This is a genomic window from Amycolatopsis sp. 195334CR (genome assembly GCF_017309385.1).
GTDB lineage: Bacteria > Actinomycetota > Actinomycetes > Mycobacteriales > Pseudonocardiaceae > Amycolatopsis.
The window spans coordinates 1870237-1891278 of sequence record NZ_JAFJMJ010000002.1; the positions used below are offsets into that span (position 1 = coordinate 1870237).

General features: G+C 71.2%; 21 protein-coding genes. 9 read left to right on the forward strand and 12 right to left on the reverse strand.

Annotation, left to right across the window (positions count from 1 at the left end; all coding sequences use genetic code 11):
* Positions 1-342 (reverse strand): winged helix-turn-helix transcriptional regulator, encoded by a 342-nt coding sequence (locus tag JYK18_RS31850; RefSeq protein WP_374195076.1) that lies wholly within the window; start codon positions 340-342, stop codon positions 1-3.
* A gap of 109 nt (positions 343-451) precedes the next feature.
* Here JYK18_RS31850 and JYK18_RS31855 point away from each other — a divergent pair, with 109 nt between their 5' ends.
* Positions 452-1615, forward strand: coding sequence for an MFS transporter (locus tag JYK18_RS31855; protein ID WP_206807117.1), 1164 nt, complete (start codon positions 452-454; stop codon positions 1613-1615).
* On the opposite strand, the gene JYK18_RS31860 is transcribed toward JYK18_RS31855, so the two are convergent.
* The gene (locus tag JYK18_RS31860; RefSeq protein WP_206807118.1) at positions 1587-2150 is read right to left on the reverse strand and encodes a dihydrofolate reductase family protein; all 564 of its coding nucleotides are present in this window, start codon (positions 2148-2150) and stop codon (positions 1587-1589) included. The genes JYK18_RS31855 and JYK18_RS31860 overlap by 29 nt on opposite strands.
* A gap of 82 nt (positions 2151-2232) precedes the next feature.
* Between JYK18_RS31860 and JYK18_RS31865 the strand changes: the two genes are divergently transcribed.
* The 3 genes from JYK18_RS31865 (at position 2233) to JYK18_RS31875 (ending at position 4532) form a co-directional block, all read left to right on the forward strand.
* Complete coding sequence (locus tag JYK18_RS31865) at positions 2233-3069, forward strand: patatin-like phospholipase family protein (RefSeq protein WP_206807119.1); 837 nt, start codon at positions 2233-2235, stop codon at positions 3067-3069.
* 13 nt (positions 3070-3082) lie between these two features.
* A complete protein-coding gene (locus JYK18_RS31870; RefSeq protein ID WP_206807120.1) occupies positions 3083-3808 on the forward strand; it encodes a GAF and ANTAR domain-containing protein in 726 nt (241 codons plus the stop codon).
* Between the two features lie 79 nt (positions 3809-3887).
* A complete protein-coding gene (locus JYK18_RS31875; RefSeq protein WP_206807121.1) occupies positions 3888-4532 on the forward strand; it encodes a DUF998 domain-containing protein in 645 nt (214 codons plus the stop codon).
* Here JYK18_RS31875 and JYK18_RS31880 read toward each other — a convergent pair.
* Positions 4501-5691, reverse strand: coding sequence for an MFS transporter (locus JYK18_RS31880; RefSeq protein WP_242582309.1), 1191 nt, complete (start codon positions 5689-5691; stop codon positions 4501-4503). The genes JYK18_RS31875 and JYK18_RS31880 overlap by 32 nt on opposite strands.
* A complete protein-coding gene (locus JYK18_RS31885) occupies positions 5688-6245 on the reverse strand; it encodes a TetR/AcrR family transcriptional regulator (protein WP_206807122.1) in 558 nt (185 codons plus the stop codon). The genes JYK18_RS31880 and JYK18_RS31885 overlap by 4 nt, the downstream gene beginning before the upstream one ends.
* A gap of 152 nt (positions 6246-6397) precedes the next feature.
* Between JYK18_RS31885 and JYK18_RS31890 the strand changes: the two genes are divergently transcribed.
* The gene (locus JYK18_RS31890; protein WP_307796144.1) at positions 6398-8035 is read left to right on the forward strand and encodes a sulfatase; all 1638 of its coding nucleotides are present in this window, start codon (positions 6398-6400) and stop codon (positions 8033-8035) included.
* Positions 8036-8117: 82 nt separating this feature from the next.
* Positions 8118-9350, forward strand: coding sequence for an ATP-dependent Clp protease ATP-binding subunit ClpX (clpX, locus tag JYK18_RS31895; RefSeq protein WP_206807123.1), 1233 nt, complete (start codon positions 8118-8120; stop codon positions 9348-9350).
* Between the two features lie 3 nt (positions 9351-9353).
* Here clpX and JYK18_RS31900 read toward each other — a convergent pair whose 3' ends face one another.
* Genes JYK18_RS31900 through JYK18_RS31930 form a run of 7 tightly spaced genes read right to left on the reverse strand, consistent with a single transcriptional unit; the run spans position 9354 to position 14926 of the window.
* The gene (locus JYK18_RS31900; RefSeq protein ID WP_206807124.1) at positions 9354-9812 is read right to left on the reverse strand and encodes a DUF1232 domain-containing protein; all 459 of its coding nucleotides are present in this window, start codon (positions 9810-9812) and stop codon (positions 9354-9356) included.
* A 10-nt stretch (positions 9813-9822) separates the two neighbouring features.
* Positions 9823-10392, reverse strand: coding sequence for a hypothetical protein (locus JYK18_RS31905; RefSeq protein ID WP_206807125.1), 570 nt, complete (start codon positions 10390-10392; stop codon positions 9823-9825).
* 52 nt (positions 10393-10444) lie between these two features.
* On the reverse strand, positions 10445-10864 hold the full coding sequence (locus JYK18_RS31910) for a DUF4326 domain-containing protein (RefSeq protein WP_206807126.1): 420 nt from the start codon (positions 10862-10864) through the stop codon (positions 10445-10447).
* Positions 10865-10903: 39 nt separating this feature from the next.
* On the reverse strand, positions 10904-12073 hold the full coding sequence (locus tag JYK18_RS31915; protein WP_206807127.1) for an epoxide hydrolase family protein: 1170 nt from the start codon (positions 12071-12073) through the stop codon (positions 10904-10906).
* 16 nt (positions 12074-12089) lie between these two features.
* Positions 12090-13235 (reverse strand): serine hydrolase, encoded by a 1146-nt coding sequence (locus JYK18_RS31920; protein ID WP_206807128.1) that lies wholly within the window; start codon positions 13233-13235, stop codon positions 12090-12092.
* A 37-nt stretch (positions 13236-13272) separates the two neighbouring features.
* On the reverse strand, positions 13273-13605 hold the full coding sequence (locus JYK18_RS31925) for a hypothetical protein (RefSeq protein WP_206807129.1): 333 nt from the start codon (positions 13603-13605) through the stop codon (positions 13273-13275).
* A gap of 19 nt (positions 13606-13624) precedes the next feature.
* Positions 13625-14926 (reverse strand): MFS transporter, encoded by a 1302-nt coding sequence (locus JYK18_RS31930; protein ID WP_242582310.1) that lies wholly within the window; start codon positions 14924-14926, stop codon positions 13625-13627.
* 360 nt (positions 14927-15286) lie between these two features.
* Here JYK18_RS31930 and JYK18_RS31935 point away from each other — a divergent pair, with 360 nt between their 5' ends.
* The gene (locus JYK18_RS31935; RefSeq protein ID WP_307796145.1) at positions 15287-17761 is read left to right on the forward strand and encodes an alpha-L-arabinofuranosidase C-terminal domain-containing protein; all 2475 of its coding nucleotides are present in this window, start codon (positions 15287-15289) and stop codon (positions 17759-17761) included.
* 6 nt (positions 17762-17767) lie between these two features.
* On the opposite strand, the gene JYK18_RS31940 is transcribed toward JYK18_RS31935, so the two are convergent.
* Complete coding sequence (locus JYK18_RS31940; RefSeq protein WP_206807130.1) at positions 17768-18787, reverse strand: glycoside hydrolase family 43 protein; 1020 nt, start codon at positions 18785-18787, stop codon at positions 17768-17770.
* A gap of 135 nt (positions 18788-18922) precedes the next feature.
* Here JYK18_RS31940 and JYK18_RS31945 point away from each other — a divergent pair, with 135 nt between their 5' ends.
* Positions 18923-19945, forward strand: coding sequence for a LacI family DNA-binding transcriptional regulator (locus JYK18_RS31945; RefSeq protein WP_307796146.1), 1023 nt, complete (start codon positions 18923-18925; stop codon positions 19943-19945).
* A gap of 39 nt (positions 19946-19984) precedes the next feature.
* Positions 19985-21019, forward strand: a complete 1035-nt coding sequence (locus tag JYK18_RS31950) for an ABC transporter substrate-binding protein (RefSeq protein ID WP_242582313.1) — start codon at positions 19985-19987, stop codon at positions 21017-21019.
* Positions 21020-21042 lie beyond the last annotated feature (23 nt).

The window sequence follows — 21042 nt, forward strand, 5'->3', positions numbered from 1 at the left end:
TTATCCCGCGCCGCGGATTTCTTCGAGGCGCTCTTTTCGGTCACAACCCCACGCGCCGAGCGGGCGGAGTGCTTCGATCAGCGTGGTGCCCGAGCCGGTCAGCGAGTATTCCACCTTGGGCGGCACGACGTGGTGGACCTCCCGGTGCACCACCTCATCGCGTTCCAGTTCGCGCAGGTGCTGGATGAGCATCTTCTCGCTCACCCCGGTCAGTTCGCGCTTGAGCTGCCCGAACCGGCGCGGGCCCTGCCCGAGCGCCCACAGGATGAGCACCTTCCACTTCCCGCCGACCACGTCGATCCCGGCGTCCAGTCCGGACACGAACTTCTGGCAGGAGGCCACCGCGCACACACCTTCCGGTAAGTACCCCACAAAATAGTGGGTTCTTGATCATCGGTAACCGGGGAACGACGATCGAAGTGCTGGTATTCCCCCATTCCCGGACGTGAACATGCACCTGTTCCCCTTGCTGCTGGTCGTTTTCGGCCTCACCACCGGCGAGTTCGTCATCGCCGGGCTCCTGCCCGACGTGGCCGCCGGGCTGACCGTGCCGATCCCGTCGGCGGGCCTGCTGGTCAGCGCCTACGCGCTGGGCATGATCGTCGGCGGGCCGGTGGTCACCGTGCTCACCGCCCGCGTCGCGCGCAAACCGCTGATCACCGGGTTGATCGTGGTCGCCGTGCTGGGCAACCTCGGTTCGGCGGTGGCCCCCGGTTACGCCCTCCTGCTGTTCTCCCGCTTCGTCGCCGGGCTGGTGGTGGCCACCTTCTTCGCGGTGGGCATCGCGATCGCGGTGTCGCTGGCCGAACCCGGCAAGCAGGCCTCGGCGGTGGCGAAGCTGACCCTGGGCCTGAACCTCGGCATCGTGCTGGGCACCCCGCTGGGCACCTTCGTCGGGCACCACTTCGGCTGGCGGGCCACCTTCGCCGCGGTGGCCCTGATCAGCCTGGTCGCGCTGCCCTTGGTACTGCGGTTCGTGCCCGCGCAACCCGCCGCCGCCACCGGCTCCGTGCTCGGCGAACTCCGCGTCTTCGCCAGTCGCGAGCTGCGCTGGGCGTTACTGCTCACCGCAGCCGGAAACCTCGGTGTGGTCACGGTTTTTGTCTACATCACCCCGTTGCTCACCGAACTCAGCGGCTTCGGCACCGAGGCCGTGCCGTGGCTGCTGCTGGTCTACGGCGCCGGCGCGGTCGCGGGCAACTTCCTCGGCGGGCGGCTGGCGGACCGGGCGCTGCTGCCCTCGGTGGCCGCCCTGCTCGCCGCGCTCGCGGGTGTGCTCGTGGTGTGCTGGCTGCTCAGCGCGCACCGCCCGGCCGCGGCGGTGCTCACCTTCGTGCTCGGCCTGCTGGCCTTCGCGATCATTCCCGGGATGCAGACCCGGGTGGTGACCACCGCCGGTGCCGCGCCGACGCTCGCCGTCGCGGTCAACGCCTCGGGGTTCCAGCTCGCCTCCGCGTTCGCGGGCTGGCTCGGCGGCTGGCTCATCGAGGACGGGCCGGGGCTGGGCTCGCTCTACCTCGTCGGCGCCGCGCTGACCGTGGCGGGCCTGGGCGTCGCCCTCCACTCGCTGCGCCGGGACCGGGCGCTCACCCCCGCCCCACCGGCCGGTACCTGAGGTCCACCGACAGCGCCGGGTCGCCGTCACCGATCCGTTGCCAGAGCACGGGTTTCACCCCCGGAGCGTCGAACAGCCGGACCCCGTCGCCGAGCATGACCGGCACCAGGTGCACGAAGAACTCGTCGATCAGGTCGAGTTCGAGGCACTGACGGGCCAGGTCGGCACCGAAGACCTCCAGGTTCTTGCCCCGCGCGGCGGCCAACCCGGTGGCCACCGCCGAGCCGAGGTCGCAGTCGAGAAAGGTGAGGCCCGGTTCGGGCACGGTGTCTTCGGGGTGGTGGGTCAGCACGAAGACCGGGCCGTCGAACGCGCCGCCGTAGGCCTGTTTGGCGGTGTTGCCCGCGCCGACCTGCTTCACCCCAGCGTCGTACCCGCGGCGGCCGGAGAGAATGGCGCCGGTCGCCGCGACCATCTCCTCGAACAGCCCCGGCCGCAGCGCCGCCCCGGTCGCCCAGCCCATGCCGTGCCCGGTGTCGGCGATGAACCCGTCCAGCGACATCGTCACGTGCCAAAGGACCTTGCCGTCGGTCATCTCGTTCTCCTCGCCCTCGTGCGTACTGCCGTTGAGACGACGGGGTGCGGCGAAACTCATCGGTGCGCGGCATGATGGGCCGATGACGCGGCGCGCACTGGTCCTCGGCGGCGGTGGGATCACCGGGATCGCCTGGGAATGGGGAATGCTGACGGGGCTGGCCGAGGCCGGCGTGGACCTCACCGGGGCGGATCTGGTGGTCGGCACCTCGGCCGGTTCGGTGGTGGGTGCGCAGGTCGCGGCCGGGATCGAGCCCGCGGTCCGGTACCGCGCCCAGCTCGAACCGCCGGACGGTGAACTCGCCGCGACGCTCGGCCGCGGGCTGATGCTGCGCTTCGCGCTGGCCCTGCTCGGCCCGCCGTCGGGGGAGCGGTTCCGCGCCCGCGTCGGCCGGGTCGCGCTGCGGGCCCGCACCGAGGCGACCGAGGCGGATCGCATCGCGGTGATCGAATCGCGGCTGCCGGTCCACGACTGGCCGGAGCGGCAACTGCTGATCACCGCGGTGGACGCGGTCACCGGCCGGTTCCGCGTGTTCGACCGGCACGACGGCGTGCCGCTGGTGCACGCGGTCGCGGCGAGCTGCGCGGTGCCGGGGGTTTGGCCGCCGGTGACCATCGACGGCCGCCGCTACATCGACGGCGGCGTGCGCTCCGGCTCGAACGCGGACCTGGCCGCCGGTGCGGACCGGGTGGTGGTGCTCGCGCCGCTGCCCCGCGGGGTCGGCCCGATGACCCCGGTCGCCAAGCAGGTCGAGGCGCTGAAGGAAGAGGCGGAGGCCGTGCTGGTGAGCCCGGACCGGGCCGCGCTCGAGGCGTTCGGGCGCAACGTGCTCGATCCGGCGGCCCGCGCGTCGGCCGCGCGCGCCGGTTACGCGCAGGCGGGATCGGCGGTCGACCGGATCCGGTCGGTCTGGGGTTAGGGTCGGTGGTCTGATGGCTGAAACCGAGAACGTGGACTTCGCGAAGCTGACCCGGCTCCTGATGGACGCCGACACCACCGCGGGCGTGCTGGAACGGGTGGTCGAGGCGGCACACCGGGTGGTGCCGGGCGCCGAACTGGTGTCGATCACCCTGCGCTCCCCGGACGGGCGGTTCCACACCCCGATCGAGACCGCGCCGATCGCGCTCGAACTCGACCAGGTGCAGTACGACACCGGCGAAGGACCGTGCCTGGACGCCGCGCGTCCCGAAGGACCCGCGTACGCGCACAGCGCCGACCTCGCCAAGAACTCGCCGTGGCCCCGGTTCGGCCCGGCGGCGGCCCGGCACGGCTACCACGCCGTGCTGTCCACCGCGCTGGTGCCGGACGCCAAGCCCCCTCGGCTTTCCGGCGCGCTCAACATCTACCGCACTTCCGACGGCGATTTCGGCGACGACGCGTGGCGGATGGCGCTGCTGCTCGCGACCCACGGGTCGCTGGCGCTGGCGCGCACCGAGGCCGTCACCCGCGCTGAACTCGAAGCCGCCCAACTGCGCGACGCGATCGCCACCCGTGACGTGATCGGCCAGGCGAAGGGCATCCTGATGGAGCGACGCGGGATGTCGGCCGACGAGGCCTTCGGCTTCCTTCGCGGCGCCTCGCAGTCACTCAACGTGAGGTTGGCGGAATTGGCGGAAACGCTGGTCACGCGGCGATCGGAGCTGGATCCGCCGCGTTGATCGCACGGAGGGTCAGCGTTCGGCAACAATTCGTGTTCGCGTCGCTCGGTCGCCCGTTCGGGGTGTTTCACTGATCTGCATGCACCCGACGGCTTCGGTCCAGACGCCCCAGATGAGCTTCGTGCACTCCTACCTGTTCCTCCGCCGGGCGGTCGGGGTGATCGGGCTGGCGCTCCCGGTGGTGCTCATCGTCGGGAAGATCGTGCTGGAGGGCGGTGGCACGCTCTCCTCGATCAGCGGCTACTACCACAGCGTGATGCGCGGCGTTTTCGTCGGCAGCATGTGCGCGGTCGGCACCTTCCTGCTGTCCTACCGCGGGTACAACCGGCTGGACGACATCTGCGGCGACATCGCCGCCGTGGCCGCGATCGGCGTCGGGCTGTTCCCGGTCGCCGGGCCCGATCCCACGCCGACCCAGCGCCTGGTGGAAACCGTGCACGTGGCCTGCGCCGCGGTGTTCTTCGTGACGCTGGCGGTGTTCTGCCTGTTCCTGTTCACCAGGACCGGCGGGGAGCCGACGCGGCACAAGACCTGGCGCAACCGGGTCTACCGCACCTGCGGTCTGGTCATGCTGGCCTGCCTGGTGCTCATCGCGGCCGAGGGCCTGTGGCTGGCCGACGAGCTGGCCGCGCTGAATCCCGTGCTGTGGCTGGAATCCGCGGCCATCTTCGCCTTCGGGGTGGCGTGGTGGATCAAGGGCGAGACGCTGCTGCGCGATCCCTGACCGCCGGCGCGCAGGCACCGGCGACCGCCAGCATCACCAGCACCACAACGAGCGCGTTGCGCAGCCCGGCGTACTCGCCGAGCAGGCCCAGCAGCGGCGGCCCGACCAGGAACGCCAGGTACCCGATGGTCGCCACCGCGCTGACCCGCGCCGCCGCGTTCTCCGGTTCGTCCCCGGCGGCCGACAACGCGACCGGGAAGCCCAGCGAGGTGCCGAGTCCCCACAGCACCACGCCCACCGCGGCGAGTTCGATGCCGGGCGCGAGCACCACCAGCGCGACCCCGGCGGTGGCGATCACCGCACTGCCGCGCATCGCGGTGGTGCGGCCGAACCGGTCGAGCACCCGGCTCCCGCTGAACCGGCCGACCGACATCGCCAGGCCGAACAGGGCGTAGGCGACCGAGCCGATGGTCGCGGTGGCGCTGAAGCCGTCCACGGTGATCAGCGGCAGCCAGTCGTTGGCCGAGCCCTCGGCCAGCGCCATGCCCAGGACGATCACGCCGATCAGCACCACGCGGGGTTCCCGCCACACCTTCGTTTTCGCCGTCGACGCGCTCTCGTCCTCGGCGGCGGCGTGTGCCGGGATGCCGCGCACCGCCCAGACCGACACCGCCGCCATCAACGCGGCCGAGGTGCCCACGTGCAGGGCCACCGGCACGGCCAGCGCGTTCAGCGCGATCCCGGCCAGTGCCCCGGCGAAGGTGCCGATGCTGAAGCAGCCGTGCATCGCGGGCAGGACCGAAGCCGCCAGCGCGCGTTCGATCTCCGCGCCTTCGACGTTCTGCGCGACCTCCGAGGCACCCATGCCCAGGCCGAAGAACGCCAGCCCGCCGCAGACCAGCCAGCCCGCGCCGATCGCCGCGCCCGCCGCGATCAGCAGCAGCCCGCCGACCATGGCCGCGGCACCGAGCGCGATCACGAACCGCCCGCCCCTGGCCACCACGAGCTTCCCGGCGACCGCGATGCCGAACAGCGAGCCCACCGACAACCCGGCGATGATCACGCCCATCTGCGCGGTGGAGGCACCGACCGAGTCGCGGATCGCCGGGGTCCTGGTCACCCAGGACGCGAAGGTGATGCCGGTGAGCAGGAACATCGCGAACAGGGCAGCCCGCCACCGCCGGATCTCCGGGGTCGCCACCATCGGCCGCGCGGTCATCGGGCGGTGATCCGGTGCACCGCGCGCCGCACCCGGTCGGCGTCGAAGGGTTCGGTGGACAGGTGGCTGTGCAGCACCATGCCCTCGATCAACGCGTCGATCTCCGGCGCCGTGTCCTCGGGGAAGTGCCGCGCCAGCGACCGGCGGCTGGCGTTCATCCAGTCCTGGATCAGTTCGCGGAAGGCGGGCTTGCGGATGGCGAGCACGTACAACTCGACCATCAGCAGCAGATCGCGGTCGAAGCCGAGACCCTCGTCGCAGATGATCCGGACCACGCCCTCGCGGCCGTCGCCGCCTTCTCCGATCGCGGCGAGCGCGGCGTCGAACCGGCCGTGCATGCGCTCGGCGAGCCGGGTGAAGGCGAGGCGCAGCAGTTCGTCGAGGCTCTCGAAGTGGTAGGTGAGCGAGCCGAGCGGCACGTCGGCGGCCTCGGCCACGGTCCGGTGGGAGGTACCGGCGACCCCGCGTTCGGCGATCACGTCGATGGCCGCTTCGATGATGCGCTCGCGCCGCTCCGGGTCGAACCGCCTGCGGCGCGCGGGTTGTGCGGTCATGCTGCTCCACTGTCCGGGGCCGGGTGATCACTGCGGTCGATGCGTACGACTGTACACATCGACGCGGGCGAAGGTGAACCACCGGCGGCCCCGGGCCGTGTAACCCGGAGAAGACCCCGAAGATTCCGCCACAGGAAAGGACTTCCGGTCACGTGAGCGAGGAAACGGTGCACCCCGCGCGCCCGGTGCGGCGGGTGCTGGCCCGCGCCGGGCTGGTGCTGGGCGCGGTGCTGGTGTTCGCCGCGCTGGTGGTGCCGGACGAACTGGACCGGCTGACGCCCGGCGCGTTCGCCCGGCTCCCGGTCGAGGCGCTGGCCGGGGTCGCGCTGGTGCTCGTGCTGCCGCCGCGCCCGCGCCGCGTGCTCGCCGCGCTGGCCGGTGCCGTGCTCGGGCTGCTGACCATCGTGAAGCTGATCAACATGGGCTTCCGGGTCGCGCTCGACCGGCCGTTCAACCCGGTGTTCGACTGGGACCTGTTCGGTCCGGCGCAGGACCTGCTGGCCACCTCGATCGGCGAAGCGGGCGCGATCGCCGCGGTCTGCGGCATCGTGCTGGCGGCACTGGCGCTGGTGGTGTCGCTGACATTGTCGGCCGTGCGCCTGGCCCGGCTGGTGGCCGGGCACCGCACCACCTCGACCCGCGTGGTCGCGGTGCTCGGCGTGGTCTGGATCGCGTGCGCGGCGCTCGGCGTGCAGTTCGTGCCGAACGTGCCGGTGGCGGCCAACAGCGCGGTCGCGTTCGCCTACGAGGACCTGCGGAAGGTGCGGGCGGATCTGCTCGACCAGGACGTCTTCGCCGCCGAACTGGCCGCGCCGGACCCGTTCGCCGCGGTGCCCGGCGACCAGCTGCTGACCGCGTTGCGCGGCAAGGACGTGGTGCTCACCTTCGTCGAGAGCTACGGCCGGTTCGCCGTGCAGGGTTCCGACGTCGCCGCCCGGATCGGCCCGTTGCTCGACCAGGGCACCGAGCGGCTGCGCGCGGCCGGGTTCGGCGCCCGCAGCGCGTACCTCACCTCGCCGACCACTGGCGGCGGCAGCTGGCTCGCGCACTCGACCCTGCAGTCCGGGCTGGAGGTCAAGAACGAGCAGCGCTACGACACCGCGCTCGCGAGCGACCGGCTCACCCTCGGCGGCGCGTTCGGACGAGCGGGCTGGCGCACGGTCGGTGACGTCCCGGCGCACACGAAGGACTGGCCGGAGGGCGCCTTCTACGGTTACGAGGGCTACTACGACGCGCGCAACGTCGGGTACCAGGGCCCGTCCGCGTCGTACGTGACCATGCCCGACCAGTTCACCCTGTCCGCCTTCCACCGCAACGAGCGCGCGGTCCCCGGCGACCGCCCGGTGATGGCGGAGATCGACCTGGTGTCGAGCCACTTCCCGTGGGCACCACCGCCCCCGGTGCTGGACTGGAACGCGGTCGGCGACGGTTCGGTCTACCACTCGCTGGGCCGGCCGCCGGTGCCGGGCATGTGGTCGGACCCGGCGCTGATCCGCGGTGCCTACGCCGAATCCGTGGAGTACTCGCTGGCCACGCTGCTGTCCTATGTGGAGACCCACGGCGGCGACGACCTGGTGCTGGTCTTCCTCGGTGACCACCAGCCCTCGACCATGGTCACCGGCGAAGGGGCCGACTGGGACGTGCCGGTGACCATCGTGGCGCGGGACCAGGCGGTGCTCGACCGGGTCGCGGGCTGGGGCTGGGACGAGGGCCTGCGGCCGGGACCGCAGGCGCCGGTGAAGCCCATGCAGGAGTTCCGCGACCAGTTCCTGACCGCGTTCTCGAGGTGACCTCCTTGCCGAGCACGGCCGATTCGACATACTCTCATCATCGAGATGGTGGGAACATTTGAAATGCGGGGAGTACTTCCGGATGGCAGCCGGTGAGCAGGCACCGAGGTGCTCCTTCTGCGGGCGCGCGCAGCACCTGGTCGGACGGCTGATCGCCGGCCCGTCCGGGGTCTACATCTGCGACGAGTGCGTCGGGGAGTGCACCGAACTGATCGAGGAACCCGAGACCAGGGAAACCGCCGAACTCCCGCGCCCGCGGGAGATCTGCGCCTACCTCGACCGGTACGTGGTCGGCCAGCCCGGTGCGAAGCGGGCGCTGTCGGTGGCGGTCTACAACCACTACAAGCGGATCGAGCGCGGGGGAGCGGGCACCGGGCGCCACGCCAGGGAAACCGAGGAGCCGGTCGAACTGGGCAAGTCGAACGTCCTGCTGCTGGGGCCGACCGGCTGCGGCAAGACCCACCTCGCCCGCACCCTCGCGCGGATGCTGGACGTGCCGTTCGCGATCGCCGACGCGACCACGCTGACCGAGGCCGGGTACGTCGGCGAGGACGTGGAGAACATCCTGCTCAAGCTGATCCAGGCGGCCGACTACGACCTGGCCCGCGCCCAGACCGGCATCATCTACCTCGACGAGGTGGACAAGATCGCGCGCAAGTCGGAGCACCCGTCGATCACCAGGGACGTCTCGGGTGAGGGCGTGCAGCAGGCGCTGCTGAAGATCCTCGAAGGCAACGTCGTCTCGGTGCCGCCGCAGGGCGGGCGCAAGCACCCGCACCAGGAAGCGCTGCGGTTCGACACGACGAACGTGCTGTTCATCGCCGCGGGCGCGTTCGACGGGCTGGACCGGCTCGCCGGGGACCGGGCCGCCCGGCGCGGCATCGGCTTCGGCGCGGAACCGCGGGCGGCCGTGGTGCCGCGGGTGCAGCCCCAGGACCTGGTGCGGTACGGGCTGATCCCGGAGTTCGTCGGCAGGCTGCCGGTGGTTTCCGCGGTGCGGCCGCTCGACCGGGCGACGCTGGCGCGCATCCTCACCGAACCGCGGGACGCGCTGATCAAGCAGTACCGGCGGCTGCTCGCGCTCGACGGCGTCGAACTCCGGTTCACCGACGACGCGGTCGACGCGATCGCCGAGCAGGCGCTGCTCCGCGGCACCGGGGCGCGCGCGGCGCGTGCCGTGCTCGAAACGGTGCTGCTGCCGGTGATGTACGAGGTGCCCAGCCGCGACGACATCGCCGAGGTGATCATCGGCCGCGAGACCGTGCTGGACCGCGTGCGCCCGATCGTGGTGCCGCGGGAGAGCCGGTCGGCCTGAGCGTCAGGACCGCACGCGGTCGCGTTCCCAGCGCAGGAACAACCCCGACGCCGAGGAAACGCTGGAGAACAGCCAGACCAGCACCCCGGCGTCGTCGGTGACACCGAGCAGCGGCAGCAGTTCGGGCAGCAGGTCGATCGGCGAGACCAGGTACACCAGTGCCAGCGCCCACAACGCGATCCGGCTCTTCGGGAGCCCGGTGTAGCCCTCGCGGCGGGCACGCAGCAGGCGGGGCAGCGCGCGGACGCGGTCCACGGGATTCCCGACCGGCACCGGCTCACCGGCGGCGATCCGGCGCTTCCGGCGAGCCGCCCGCCAGGCGATCCCGCCCGCGAACACCAGCACGCCGAGCACGATCAGCCCGACGCCCAGCCCGGTCGCCGGGATGCCGAGCACGTCGGCGTCCCGGAACAACAGGGTCGAGATCCCCAGTACCGCCAGCATCACACCGAGTACGAACACCAGCCCGAGTTTAGGTGCGCCGGGCGAAGGTGGCCGCGTTGATGTAGGCCGAGGCGGACGGGTGGTGGGCCACCACCACGAACGCGGCCATGCCGACGATGACCACCGTCGCCTGCGCGTAGCCCAGCGGCAGGAGGCTGGCCGGGATGTGCATGGTGTAGATCCCGGCGAAGTACTTGTCCAAGGAGGACAGCGCGGAGGAGCCGCCGACCGCGGCGAGCGCCCCGGTCACCAGCCACAGCACGGCGAACACGGTGAGCGTGGTCCGCGCGCCGGAGCTGCCCTTGCGCAGGAACACGCCGAGCACCACCCACAGCACCGTCAGCAGCGCGAAAGTCACCAGGACACCGGCGAAAAAGGCGAGCAGGTACGGGGAAACCGCCGCGGCCCAATCCCGCTTGGCCTGGGTCACCGGGGTGCCGTCGACGGTCATGGCGGTACCGTCGGCCACCTCGCCGAGCCAGCTCATCGTGCGGTGGCAGGCGGCCGCGGTCAGCCCGAGCGCCGCGAGCGGCACCAGCACGGCCATCAGGAAGGCGGCGGTCAGCGAAGCGGGCCGCGCGGCCGGGAGCGAGGTCACGCCGGGACCTTAGGAACCCGGCCTGCTCGCCACCCGCCGGACCTGGGCAGCGTTACCGGATCGAGATCAGCGGGCCGCGGTGCCGCCCGGCGAGCACGTCGCCGTGGCACTGGCTCGGCGCGCACCAGCAGCCGAGCGCGCGTCCGCGCAGCTCACCGAGCCCGAGCCGGCGGAGCAGGCCCGGCTGCTGGTCCAGCCACTCCTCGTACAACCGGACCGCCAGCGCCCGGTCGGTCCTGGCCTCGGTGACGAACGGGCTGGCGAAGTCCGACTCGGGCCAGGCGTGCCGGGTGCCGGCGTGCCCGATGTAGACCAGCAGGCCCGCCTCGGTCAGCCACGGCACCAGCCGCCGGTGCGGCCCGTTCTTGCGGACGTTGACCACGGTCGCCTGCCCGCCGAGCACCAGGGCGGCGCGTTCCTGCTCGTCCTCGGTCCACCGGGACGCCTGCTCCGGCAGTCCGCTGCACGTCATGGCCCCACCCTAGGTGCGGGGCCGCGCGTGGCAACTTGATCAAGCCAAATCGGTGCAGAATTTCCGCAGGTCATCGACGAGCAGGCCGGGGACCTCCATGGCCGGGAAGTGGCCGCCCCGGTCGAATTCCGACCAGTGGGAGACCCGGCCCGCCGGATCGGTCAGCGCGCGGATCGTGTGGTCGCCGGCGAACACGGCGTACCCGACCGGCGGTCCCGGCGGCAGGTCCGCCGGCGGTTCGTGCGCGGCCATCTGCCGGTAGACCTGCATGCCCTCGTAGACCGCGTGCGCCGACGACAGCCCGGCCCCGGTGAACCAGAACACGCTGATCGCGGTGAGCAGCTGGTCGCGGTCGACCGCCTGCTCCGGCAGGTCGTGGGCGGGATCGGTCCACTCGCGGAACTTCTCGGCGATCCAGGCGAGCTGCGCCACCGGCGAGTCGTGCAGCCCGTACCCGACGGTCTGCGGCCGGGTCGCCTGGATGTGCAGGTAGCCGAGCCCGTCGAGCTGGGACTGGTTGAACCGCTCGGCCCGCGTCCGGTCGGCCGGGGCCAGCCCGTCGGTCGAGATCGGCGGGCCGAACGGCATGGCCGCCGCCGTCCCGGTCACGTGCACGCCCCGCACGTGTTCGGCGTCGATCATGGCGAGCACCTGCGCCACCCCCGCGCCGGCGTCGGTGCCCTGCACGACGTACTCCGAGTAGTCCAGCCGCCGCATCACCTCCGCCCACGCCTGCGCCACGCGGAACAGATTGCCCCAGCCCGCACCGGCCATCGGCGTGGAGAAGCCGTACCCGGGCAGCGTCGGGATCACCAGGTCGAACGCCTGCGCCGGGTCACCGCCGTGTGCCCGCGGATCGGTCAGCGGGCCGATCACCCGCAGGAACTCGATCGGCGAACTGGGCCAGCCGTGGATCATCAGCAGCGGCCGCGCGCCCGGCTCCGGCGAGCGGACGTGCAGGAAGTGGATCCGCTGGCCGTCGATCTCGGTGGTGAACTGCGGGATCTCGTTGAGCCGCGCCTCCTGCTCGCGCCAGTCGAACTCCTCGGCCCAGTAGGTGGCCAGTTCACGCAGGTAGTCGACCGGCACGCCGCGCTCCCACCCGGTGCCGTCCACGGCCCGGGGCCAGCGGGTGCGGGCGAGGCGGTCGCGGAGGTCGTCGAGCTCGGCCTGCGGGATGTCGATGCGGAAGGGCTGGATTTCGGTCATGGGAGGAGATTAGGAACTATTGCGGAAGGGTTCGTTCCGCGTTTGCCAGCGACCAGAAATCCCGCATGGATTCCGGTGTCACCGGGCCGTCGGAGGCCACCTGGGTGAGCAGGATGGCGATCGTGCCGGTCGACGGGATCAGGTGCGCCGTGGTGCCGGTGCCGCCGACCCAGCCGTAGCGGCCCGGCACGGTCCACGGGTCCACCGGCTCGACGTCCACCGCCCCGCCGTAACCCCAGCTCTGCCCTTCGAGGAACAGCTCGCTGCCCTCGCGCTGCGCGGGGGTGAGCCGGTCGGTGATCATCTGCCGCACCGACTCCGCCGAGAGCACGTGCTCCCCGCCCGCGAGCAGCATGCGGGCGAACCGGTGCCAGTCGCGGGCGGTGGAGACCAGCCCGCCCGCACCGGACGGGAAGGCGGGGAGGTGGCTCCACTGCCCGTCGGGACCGTCGGCGCGCTCGAAGCCGCCGGGCGAGTGCCGGTAGTAGGTGGTGAGGCGGTGGAGTTTCCCGGGTGGCACGGCGAAACCGGTGTCGGTCATGCCCAGCGGCTCGAACAGGCGCTCGGCCAGGAACTCCGGCAGCGGCCGCCCGCTCGCCCTGGCGATCAGCACGCCCTGGAGATCGGAGGTGGTGTTGTAGAGCCAGCCCTCGCCCGGCTGGTGGACGAGCGGGATGCGGGCCAGCGCGGCCAGCCACTCGTCCGGCGGCGGCACGTGCTGCGGTTCGCGCCCGTCCTTCTGCACGGTGAACAGTGCCTGCACGGCGGGCCGGGAGAAGTCGGAGGAGAAGCCGTACCCGGCGGTGGAGGTGAGCAGGTGCGCCACGGTGATCGGCCGGACCGCGGGCACCAGGTCGTCGACCGGCCCGTCCGGCGTGCGCACCACCTTCGGCGAAGCCAGTTCCGGCAACCACTTCGCGACGGGGTCGTCGAGCGCGAGCACGCCGTCCTCGATGAGCACCAGCACCGCGGCGGCGACGATCGGCTTGGTGATCGACGCGAGCCGGAAGATCGAGTCGGCCGCCATCGGCGTCCCGGATTCGACGTCGGCGAACCCGGCGGTCCGCACCTCGACCCGGTCCCCGTGCGCCACCAGCGCCACCGCGCCGGGCACGGTCCCGGCCGCCACGTGGGTGTCCAGCAGTTCCTGCAACTCGTCCATGCCCGGGTAGACCGGCCGCGAGCCCGGAACTCATCGCTCAGTCCGAGTTCGACTTGAGCAACCGGGCCGGGACGTCGACGAAACCGGTCGGCAGCGACCGCGGTCCCCAGTGGCCAGGGTACGCGGGGTGCCCCGGATAGCCGGGAAAACCGGGGAAACCCGGATAACCGCGGTAGGGCTGGTGGTGCCGGTGCAGCAGCCGGTCGCCGATGACGGTGCCGAGGTAGTCGCCGGTGGTGGTCACCGCGTCGTTGTCACGCCACGGGAACCAGCCGATCCACTCGGCGTGCGCGTTGAACAGGTACCGGTCGGCTTCCTTGCGGCGGAAGGCGATCCACAGTCCGGACGAGTCGTAGTAGTGGATCGCCATACCGTGCCTCCCAGGTTCGTCAGCGACGCGCCACGGGCTCCCGGGCCGGTTCCGGGCGAAGCACGCGTCGCAGGACGAAGGTGCCCATTATGCCCAGTACCGAGACGGCGATGAGGAAGATGAGCCCGGTCAGCGCCGAACCGGTGGCGTCGACGACCGCGGCGATGCCCATCGGCCCGAAACCGCCGCCGAGGTTGCCGATCCCGTTGATCGCGCCGATCCCGGCGGCCGCGGCCGCGCCGGAGAGGAACTTCGGCACGATGCCCCACATCACCGGCTGGGCGGCGTACCCGCCGACCGAGGCCACGCAGATGCCGATCATCTGCAACCACGGGCTGCCGGAGACCGCCGCGAGCGTGAAGCCGCCCGCGCTCAGCCCGAGCATCAGCGCGAGCCAGCCGAACGGCGTGCCGCGCGTCTTCGCCAGTTTCGGCACCACCACCAGTCCGGCCATCACGCAGAGGTAGGGGACCGCGGACAGCAGGCCGACCGAAAAACCCGACAGATCCCCGAAACCGTCGACGATCGTGGGCAGCCAGAACGCCAGACCGTAGGTGGCCAACGGGAAGCAGAGGAAGAACACGGCCAGCGAGACCACCCGGCGGTCCTTGAGCACCGCCCACGGGTTGTGCGGCTGCGATCCGGCGACGGCGGCTTCCTCGTCGAGCCGCGTGCGCACCCAGCCGCGTTCGGCGGGGGTGAGCCAGGCGGCGGTGTCCGGTTCGCGCGGCAGCAGCCAGAGCACCAGCGGCGCGGCGAGCACCGCGGGCACGCCGGTGGCCAGGAAGATCCACTGCCAGCCGTCGAGGCCCCACACGCCGTGCAGATCGTTGAGCCCGCCCATCAGCGGGTTGCCGATGATGAACGAGACCGGGCCGGCCAGCATGAACAGCCCGATCGCGGTGCCGCGGTGCGCCGAGGGGAACCAGCGGGTCAGGTAGTAGAGCACGCCGGGGAAGAAGCCGGCCTCGGCCGCGCCGAGCAGGAACCGCGCGAGGTAGAACTGCCAGGTCTCGGTGACCAGCGCGGTGGCCAGGGTGACCAGGCCCCAGGTGAGCATGATCCGGGCGATCCAGCGGTGCGCGCCGAACCGGTGCAGCGCGAGGTTGCTCGGCACCTCCAGCAGCGCGTACGCGACGAAGAAGAACACCTGCCCGAGCGTGAACACCGTCGCCGAGAGGCCGAGTTCGGCCTGCAGGGTCAGCTTCGCGAAGCCGACGTTGGACCGGTCGATGTAGGCGATCACGTACAGCACGGCGAGCAGGGGCAGCAACCGCAGGGTGATCTTGCGGATCGCCCCGCGGGAGATGTCGGCTTCCAAGGTGCGACCCCATCTCTGGATGTTCGAAATCTCGAACAACGTCCGGCAGGTGAGCGAACGGTAGGGCCAAGATCAGCCGGGTGTCAACGCCGCACTTGTGCGGCCCGCTGGACCCCGGTTGACACCGCGTGACGGCGGCCAGCTGAATGTTAGCGCTCACATACCTCGCGAGAGAGGACAGCGGTGTCCAGACGATCACTGAGGTTCGGCCCAGGACGTGTCTCACCAGTCTTGTTCGCGGTCTTCGCGCCCAGGCGGCCCCTGGCGGCACCGGGCCTTCGGCCGAGTACGGCCAGTACGAGGCCGAACGCCCGGCACCGCCAGGAACCACCTGGATCACGAAGCCCATCGAACAGACTGGTGAGACACGCCCTGGCCTTCGCCGCGCTGACCGCGCTCACGGTCGCGCCCCTGCCGGTGGCCGCGCAGGCCGCGCCCGCCTACCGGCTCGAGATCGACGCGGCGGCCAGCGGGCCCGAACTGCCGCGCAGCATGTACGGGGTCTTCTTCGAGGACATCAACCACGCCGCCGACGGCGGGCTGTACGGCGAGCTGGTGCGGAACCGCTCGTTCGAGTTCGACCGCGCCGACAACGCCTCGTTCACCGGCCTGACCGCGTGGACCCCGGCCACCACCGGCGGCACGGCCACGGTCGCCGACGACGGCGGCAGGCTCAACGAACGCAACCGGCGCTACCTGAAGCTGGACGTGACCGGCGATTCGTTCGCCGTGACCAACGTCGGCTACAACGCGGGAATCGCGGTGGAGCGCGGGAAGCGGTACGACTTCTCGTTGTGGGCACGCGGAAACGCCCCGATCACCGCGAGCCTCACCGACGCGGCGGGCGTTTCGCTGGCACGACCGGTACTGGTGACGTCGAAGGGGGAGTGGGCCAAGTACACCGGCAGCTTCACCGCACGGGAATCCAGCACGACCGGGCGGCTCACCGTGAGCGCGGGTGCTTCGGTCGGCCTGGACATGGCCTCGCTGTTCCCGCGGGACACGTTCATGAACCGCCCCAACGGTTTGCGACGCGATCTCGCGGAGAAGATCGCCGCGCTGAAGCCCGGTTTCGTGCGCTTCCCGGGCGGTTGCCTGGTGAACACCGGCAGCCACGAGGCCTACGAAGCCCCGGGCTGGGAGCGCCGCCGCTCGTACCAGTGGAAGGACACCATCGGCCCGGTCGAGGAACGCGCCACCAACGCGAACTTCTGGGGTTACAACCAGTCCTACGGGCTCGGCTACTTCGAGTACTTCCAGTTCGCCGAGGACATCGGCGCGATGCCGCTGCCCGTGGTGCCCGCGCTGGTCACCGGCTGCGGGCAGAACCAGGCCACCGACGACCCGGAACTGCTGCGGCGGCACATCCAGGACACCCTGGACCTGATCGAGTTCGCCAACGGGCCCGCCGATTCCCCGTGGGGCGCGCGGCGTGCGCAGATGGGGCACCCGGAACCGTTCGGCCTGACCCACCTGGGCGTCGGCAACGAGGAGAACCTGCCGGACGCGTTCTTCGAGCGGTTCACCGAGTTCCGCAAGGCGATCAACGCGAAGTACCCGGGGATCACCGTGATCAGCAACTCCGGGCCGGACGACGCGGGCGCCACCTTCGACCGCGCCTGGGAGCTGAACCGGGCGGCGAAGGTGGACATGGTCGACGAGCACTACTACAACAGTCCACAGTGGTTCCTGGAGAACAACAACCGGTACGACACCTACGACCGCAACGGCCCCAAGGTGTTCCTGGGGGAGTACGCCTCACAGGACAACAGGTTCGCGAACTCGCTCGCCGAAGCCGCGTTCATGACCGGGCTGGAGCGCAACGCCGACGTGGTGCGGCTGGCCTCCTACGCGCCGCTGCTCGCCGACCGGGACAACAACCAGTGGCGGCCGGACATGATCTGGTTCACCAACTCCGCGTCCTGGGGCTCGACCAGCTACGAGACGCAGAAGCTGTTCATGACCAACGTCGGTGACCGTGTGGTGCCCAGCACCGCCACGCCGACCCCGATCGTGAACGGCCCGATCACCGGCGCCGTCGGCCTTTCGACGTGGCTGACCAGCGCGCGCTACGACGACGTCGAGGTGACCTCCGCCGACGGAACCGGCCTGTTCGCCGACGACTTCTCGGCCGGCGCGCAGCAGTGGACGAACATCAGCGGGCGCGGCAACTGGTCCGTGGACAACGGTGCCTACCTCCAGTCCGACGTGACCGCGGAGAACACCATGGTCACCGCCGGGGATCCGGGCTGGCAGAACTACGACCTGTCGGTGAAGGCGACGAAGCAGGCCGGCGCGGAGGGTTTCCTGATCGGCTTCGGCGTGCGGGGCAGCGGGGACTACTACTGGTGGAACCTGGGCGGCTGGGCCAACACCCGCTCGGCCGTGGAGAAGGCGACCGGGGGCGCGAAGCAGACCCTGGTGGAGAACGGCACCCGGATCGAGGCGGGCCGGACCTACGACCTCCGCGTCGAGGTCCGGGACCGCCACGTCGCCCTGTTCCTGGACGGCGTCAAGTGGGGCGAGTTCACCGACGACAAGGTGGCCGAGCCCTTCCGTCAGGTGGTCACCCGCGACCCGGCGACCGGTGAGCTGATCGTCAAGGTGGTCAACGCCCAGCCGGTGGCCGCCCCGACGCGGGTGGATCTCGGCGGCACCCGGATCGCCCCGCAGGGCAAGGTGACCACCCTGTCGGGCGCCCCGGACGCGGTGAACACCGAAACCAGCACCCCGATCCGTCCCGTGAACTCCACAGTGGACGGACTGGCTCCGGTGTTCGACCACACCTTCCCACCCCACTCGATCACCTTCCTCCGCCTGCGCCCCCTCCCGTAGGCGGATTCAGCGGAAGGTGCGCAGGACCCGGTGGTGCTCCGCCGGGTTCAGCGGCAGCACCGTGCCGTGGCGCGGGGAGGTGGGCAGGTCGAACTCCGGCGACCTCGCCCACCTCCCCGAGGCCAGGTCCGTGGTTTCGAAGGGCACGTAGCCGCGCCCGCCGAACTCGTCGATGAACAGGTACCACTTGTCCCCGGTGTTCGCCTTGAACACGGTGGGGCCCTCACCCCGGCTGATCGCGCCCTTCCCGATGCAGTCGGCGGTGAAGTCCCACGACGGCGCGAGCAGGTCCGCCGAGCTCTCCTGCAGGACGAACTTGCTGCACGGCGTGGACGAGGACGGGTTCCGCTCGTCCTTGGTGAAGCGGTGGTACACCCCGTCCGAAGCGATCACCGTGGAGTCGATGACCGAATAGCCCGGATCGTTCCACACCCGCGCTTCGCTGAAGTGCACGAAGTCCGTGGTGGTCGCGTACATCATCCGGTTGTAGCTGTCGCCGAGGTGCTGCGGATCGTTTTCCGCGTACAGCTTCGACGCCCAGAAAACCACGTACGAACCGGTCGCCGCGTTCCAGTACGCCTCGGGCGCCCAGGTGTTGCCCGCGGTCGGCGGGGACACCAAGGCCGAGCGCTGCGCGGACCAGTGCACCAGGTCGGTGGACTCCCAGACCATGATCGACCGGCTCCCGGTGCGCTGCACCTGGTCCCAGTTCCCGTTGCCGTGCATCTTGAGATCGGTGGCCAGCAGGTAGAACCGGCGCCCGTCCGGCGAGCGCAGCAGGAACGGGTCCCGCACCCCGCGATCGCCCAGCGTGGAGGCGAGCACCGGCTTGCCGCCGTTGAGCTCGTCCCAGGCCAGCGGGTTGTCGCCGCGGCTGGCGGCGAAGTAGATCTGTTCGCCGTCCGGCGTGCCCTCGCCGGTGAAGTAGGCGAACAGGTACCCGGAATTCGGCGTGGCGGCAACGGCTTGCGGGGATATGGCAAGTCCTAACAGGACGGACACGCTGAGCAGCAGTCGGGTCAGCATCTTCGGCGATCCTTTCGGCAGCGGTGCGCGGTGATGGATCCGAGACTTGACGCGCTCAGTGTTATCGCTAACACTTGCCCGTGTCGAGTAGGGTTCCCTCCGGACGAGCCCGTCCGGGGACCCAGAGGAGGAAGCGTGGCCAAGCGGACCGAAGCGGCCGAGCCCGCCGTGCGGCTGCCCGCGCTCACCGACGTCGCCTCCCTGGCCGGTGTCTCGCACATGACCGTCTCCCGGGTGATCAACGAGACCGGGCCGGTCCGCGCGGAAACCCGGGAGAAGGTGCTCGCCGCGATCCAGGAACTGGGCTACCGGCCCAATTCCACCGCCCGCGCGCTGGCCACCGGCCGCTCGCGCAACCTCGGCGTGGTCGCGCTGGACTCCACCCTGTTCGGCCCGGCCAGCACCCTGTTCGGGGTGGAGCACGCCGCGCGCGAGGCGGGCTACGGCATTTCCATCGCCAGCGTCAGCGATCCGCGGCGGGACTCCATCGCCGCCGCGGTGGAGAGCCTGCGCCGCCAAGCCGTCGAAGGGGTGGTGGTGATCGCCCCGCACGTGGTGGCCAAACCGGCGCTGCGGGCGGTGCCGGGCGGGGTGCCGATGGTCGCGGTGGCCGACACCGACCGGGCCTCGATCCCGGTGATCTCGGTGGATCAGCGCGACGGCGCCCGGCAGATCACCGAGCACCTCCTCGGCCTCGGCCACCGCACGGTCTGGCACGTCGCGGGCCCGGCGGACTGGCTGGAGGCGCGGGCCCGCGAGCAGGCGTGGCGGCGCACGCTCAAGCGGCACGACGCGGAACCGCCGCCGGTGCTGCGGGGCGACTGGAGCCCGCGCTCGGGGTACGAGGCGGGCCGCGAGCTGGCCGGCGAACGCGGGGTCACCGCCGTGTTCGTGGCCAACGACCAGATGGCGCTCGGCCTGCTGCGGGCGTTCGCCGAGGCGGGCCGGTCGGTGCCCGGCGAGGTGCACGTGGCCGGGTTCGACGACGTGCCGGAGGCCGCCTTCTTCAACCCGCCGCTGACCACCGTGCGGCAGGACTTCATCGAGGTGGGCAGGCGCACCTTCGGCCTGCTCCAGGAACAGATCGAGGGGGCGGCCGCACCGGCGCGCTCCCTGGTGCCCGCGGAGCTGGTCGTCCGCGAGAGCACGGGCGGATAACCCACCGGGAGCAGTGCGCTGCTCCGTTCGACCGCGCAGATGTTAGCGATAACAGTTCCCGTATCAGTGTGGATCCGAGGAGTGAGTGCCGTGAAGCGAAGGACGTGGGCCGCGTGGTCGGCGGCGATACTGGGGCTGGGCCTGCTGGCCGGCTGCGCGTCCGGGGGTGGTGGGACGCAGGCCGCCGGCGGGGACGGGAAGCTGACCATCGGCTTCTCCCAGGTGGGCGCCGAGAGCGGCTGGCGCACCGCGAACACCCAGTCGATCCAGGAGGCCGCGGCCGCCGCCGGGGTGGACCTGAAGTTCTCCGACGCGCAGCAGAAGCAGGAGAACCAGATCAAGGCGATCCGCTCGTTCATCCAGCAGCGGGTGGACGTGATCGCCTTCTCACCGGTGGTCGAGTCCGGCTGGGACACCGTGCTCAAGGAGGCCAAGACGGCCAACATCCCGGTGATCCTCACCGACCGCGCGGTGGACTCGCCCGACACCACGCTCTACAAGACCTTCCTCGGCTCCGACTTCGTCGCCGAGGGCCGCAAGTCCGGTGAGTGGCTGGCCAAGGAGTTCGCCGCGGCCACCGAGCCGGTGCGGATCGTGGAACTGCAGGGCACCACCGGTTCGGCGCCGGCCAACGACCGCAAGGCCGGTTTCGCCGAGGTGATCGGCAAGGATCCGAAGTTCCAGGTGGTCGCCTCCCAGACCGGGGAGTTCACCCGGTCCAAGGGCAAGGAGGTGATGGAGGCCTTCCTCAAGTCGCAGGGCAAGATCGACGTGCTCTACGCGCACAACGACGACATGGCGCTCGGCGCGATCGAGGCGATCGAGGGCGCCGGCCTCAAGCCGGGCACCGACATCAAGATCGTCTCGGTGGACGGGGTGCGCGACGCGCTGCAGGCACTGGCCGACGGCAAGATCAACTTCGTGGTGGAGTGCAACCCGCTGCTCGGCACCCAGCTGATGGACCTGGCCAAGAAGGTGGCCGCCGGGGAAGCGGTGCCGCCGCGGGTGGAGACCGAGGAGACGGTCTTCGACCAGCAGGCCGCCAAGGCCGCGCTGCCCCAGCGCAAGTACTGAGTCCTCCCGGCGCCGGCCGCCGT

Excerpts from the sequence above, each read along its gene's own strand:
- JYK18_RS31865 (WP_206807119.1), top strand. The coding sequence starts at position 2,233 with ATGACGCGGCGCGCACTGGTCCTCGGCGGCGGTGGGATCACCGGGATC.
- JYK18_RS31875 (WP_206807121.1), top strand. The coding sequence starts at position 3,888 with ATGCACCCGACGGCTTCGGTCCAGACGCCCCAGATGAGCTTCGTGCAC.
- JYK18_RS31940 (WP_206807130.1), bottom strand. The coding sequence starts at position 18,787 with ATGCTGACCCGACTGCTGCTCAGCGTGTCCGTCCTGTTAGGACTTGCC.
- JYK18_RS31950 (WP_242582313.1), top strand. The coding sequence starts at position 19,985 with ATGTTAGCGATAACAGTTCCCGTATCAGTGTGGATCCGAGGAGTGAGT.
- JYK18_RS31880 (WP_242582309.1), bottom strand. The coding sequence starts at position 5,691 with ATGACCGCGCGGCCGATGGTGGCGACCCCGGAGATCCGGCGGTGGCGG.
- JYK18_RS31915 (WP_206807127.1), bottom strand. The coding sequence starts at position 12,073 with ATGACCGAAATCCAGCCCTTCCGCATCGACATCCCGCAGGCCGAGCTC.
- JYK18_RS31885 (WP_206807122.1), bottom strand. The coding sequence starts at position 6,245 with ATGACCGCACAACCCGCGCGCCGCAGGCGGTTCGACCCGGAGCGGCGC.
- clpX (WP_206807123.1), top strand. The coding sequence starts at position 8,118 with ATGGCAGCCGGTGAGCAGGCACCGAGGTGCTCCTTCTGCGGGCGCGCG.
- JYK18_RS31870 (WP_206807120.1), top strand. The coding sequence starts at position 3,083 with ATGGCTGAAACCGAGAACGTGGACTTCGCGAAGCTGACCCGGCTCCTG.
- JYK18_RS31920 (WP_206807128.1), bottom strand. The coding sequence starts at position 13,235 with ATGGACGAGTTGCAGGAACTGCTGGACACCCACGTGGCGGCCGGGACC.
- JYK18_RS31855 (WP_206807117.1), top strand. The coding sequence starts at position 452 with ATGCACCTGTTCCCCTTGCTGCTGGTCGTTTTCGGCCTCACCACCGGC.
- JYK18_RS31860 (WP_206807118.1), bottom strand. The coding sequence starts at position 2,150 with ATGACCGACGGCAAGGTCCTTTGGCACGTGACGATGTCGCTGGACGGG.
- JYK18_RS31925 (WP_206807129.1), bottom strand. The coding sequence starts at position 13,605 with ATGGCGATCCACTACTACGACTCGTCCGGACTGTGGATCGCCTTCCGC.
- JYK18_RS31910 (WP_206807126.1), bottom strand. The coding sequence starts at position 10,864 with ATGACGTGCAGCGGACTGCCGGAGCAGGCGTCCCGGTGGACCGAGGAC.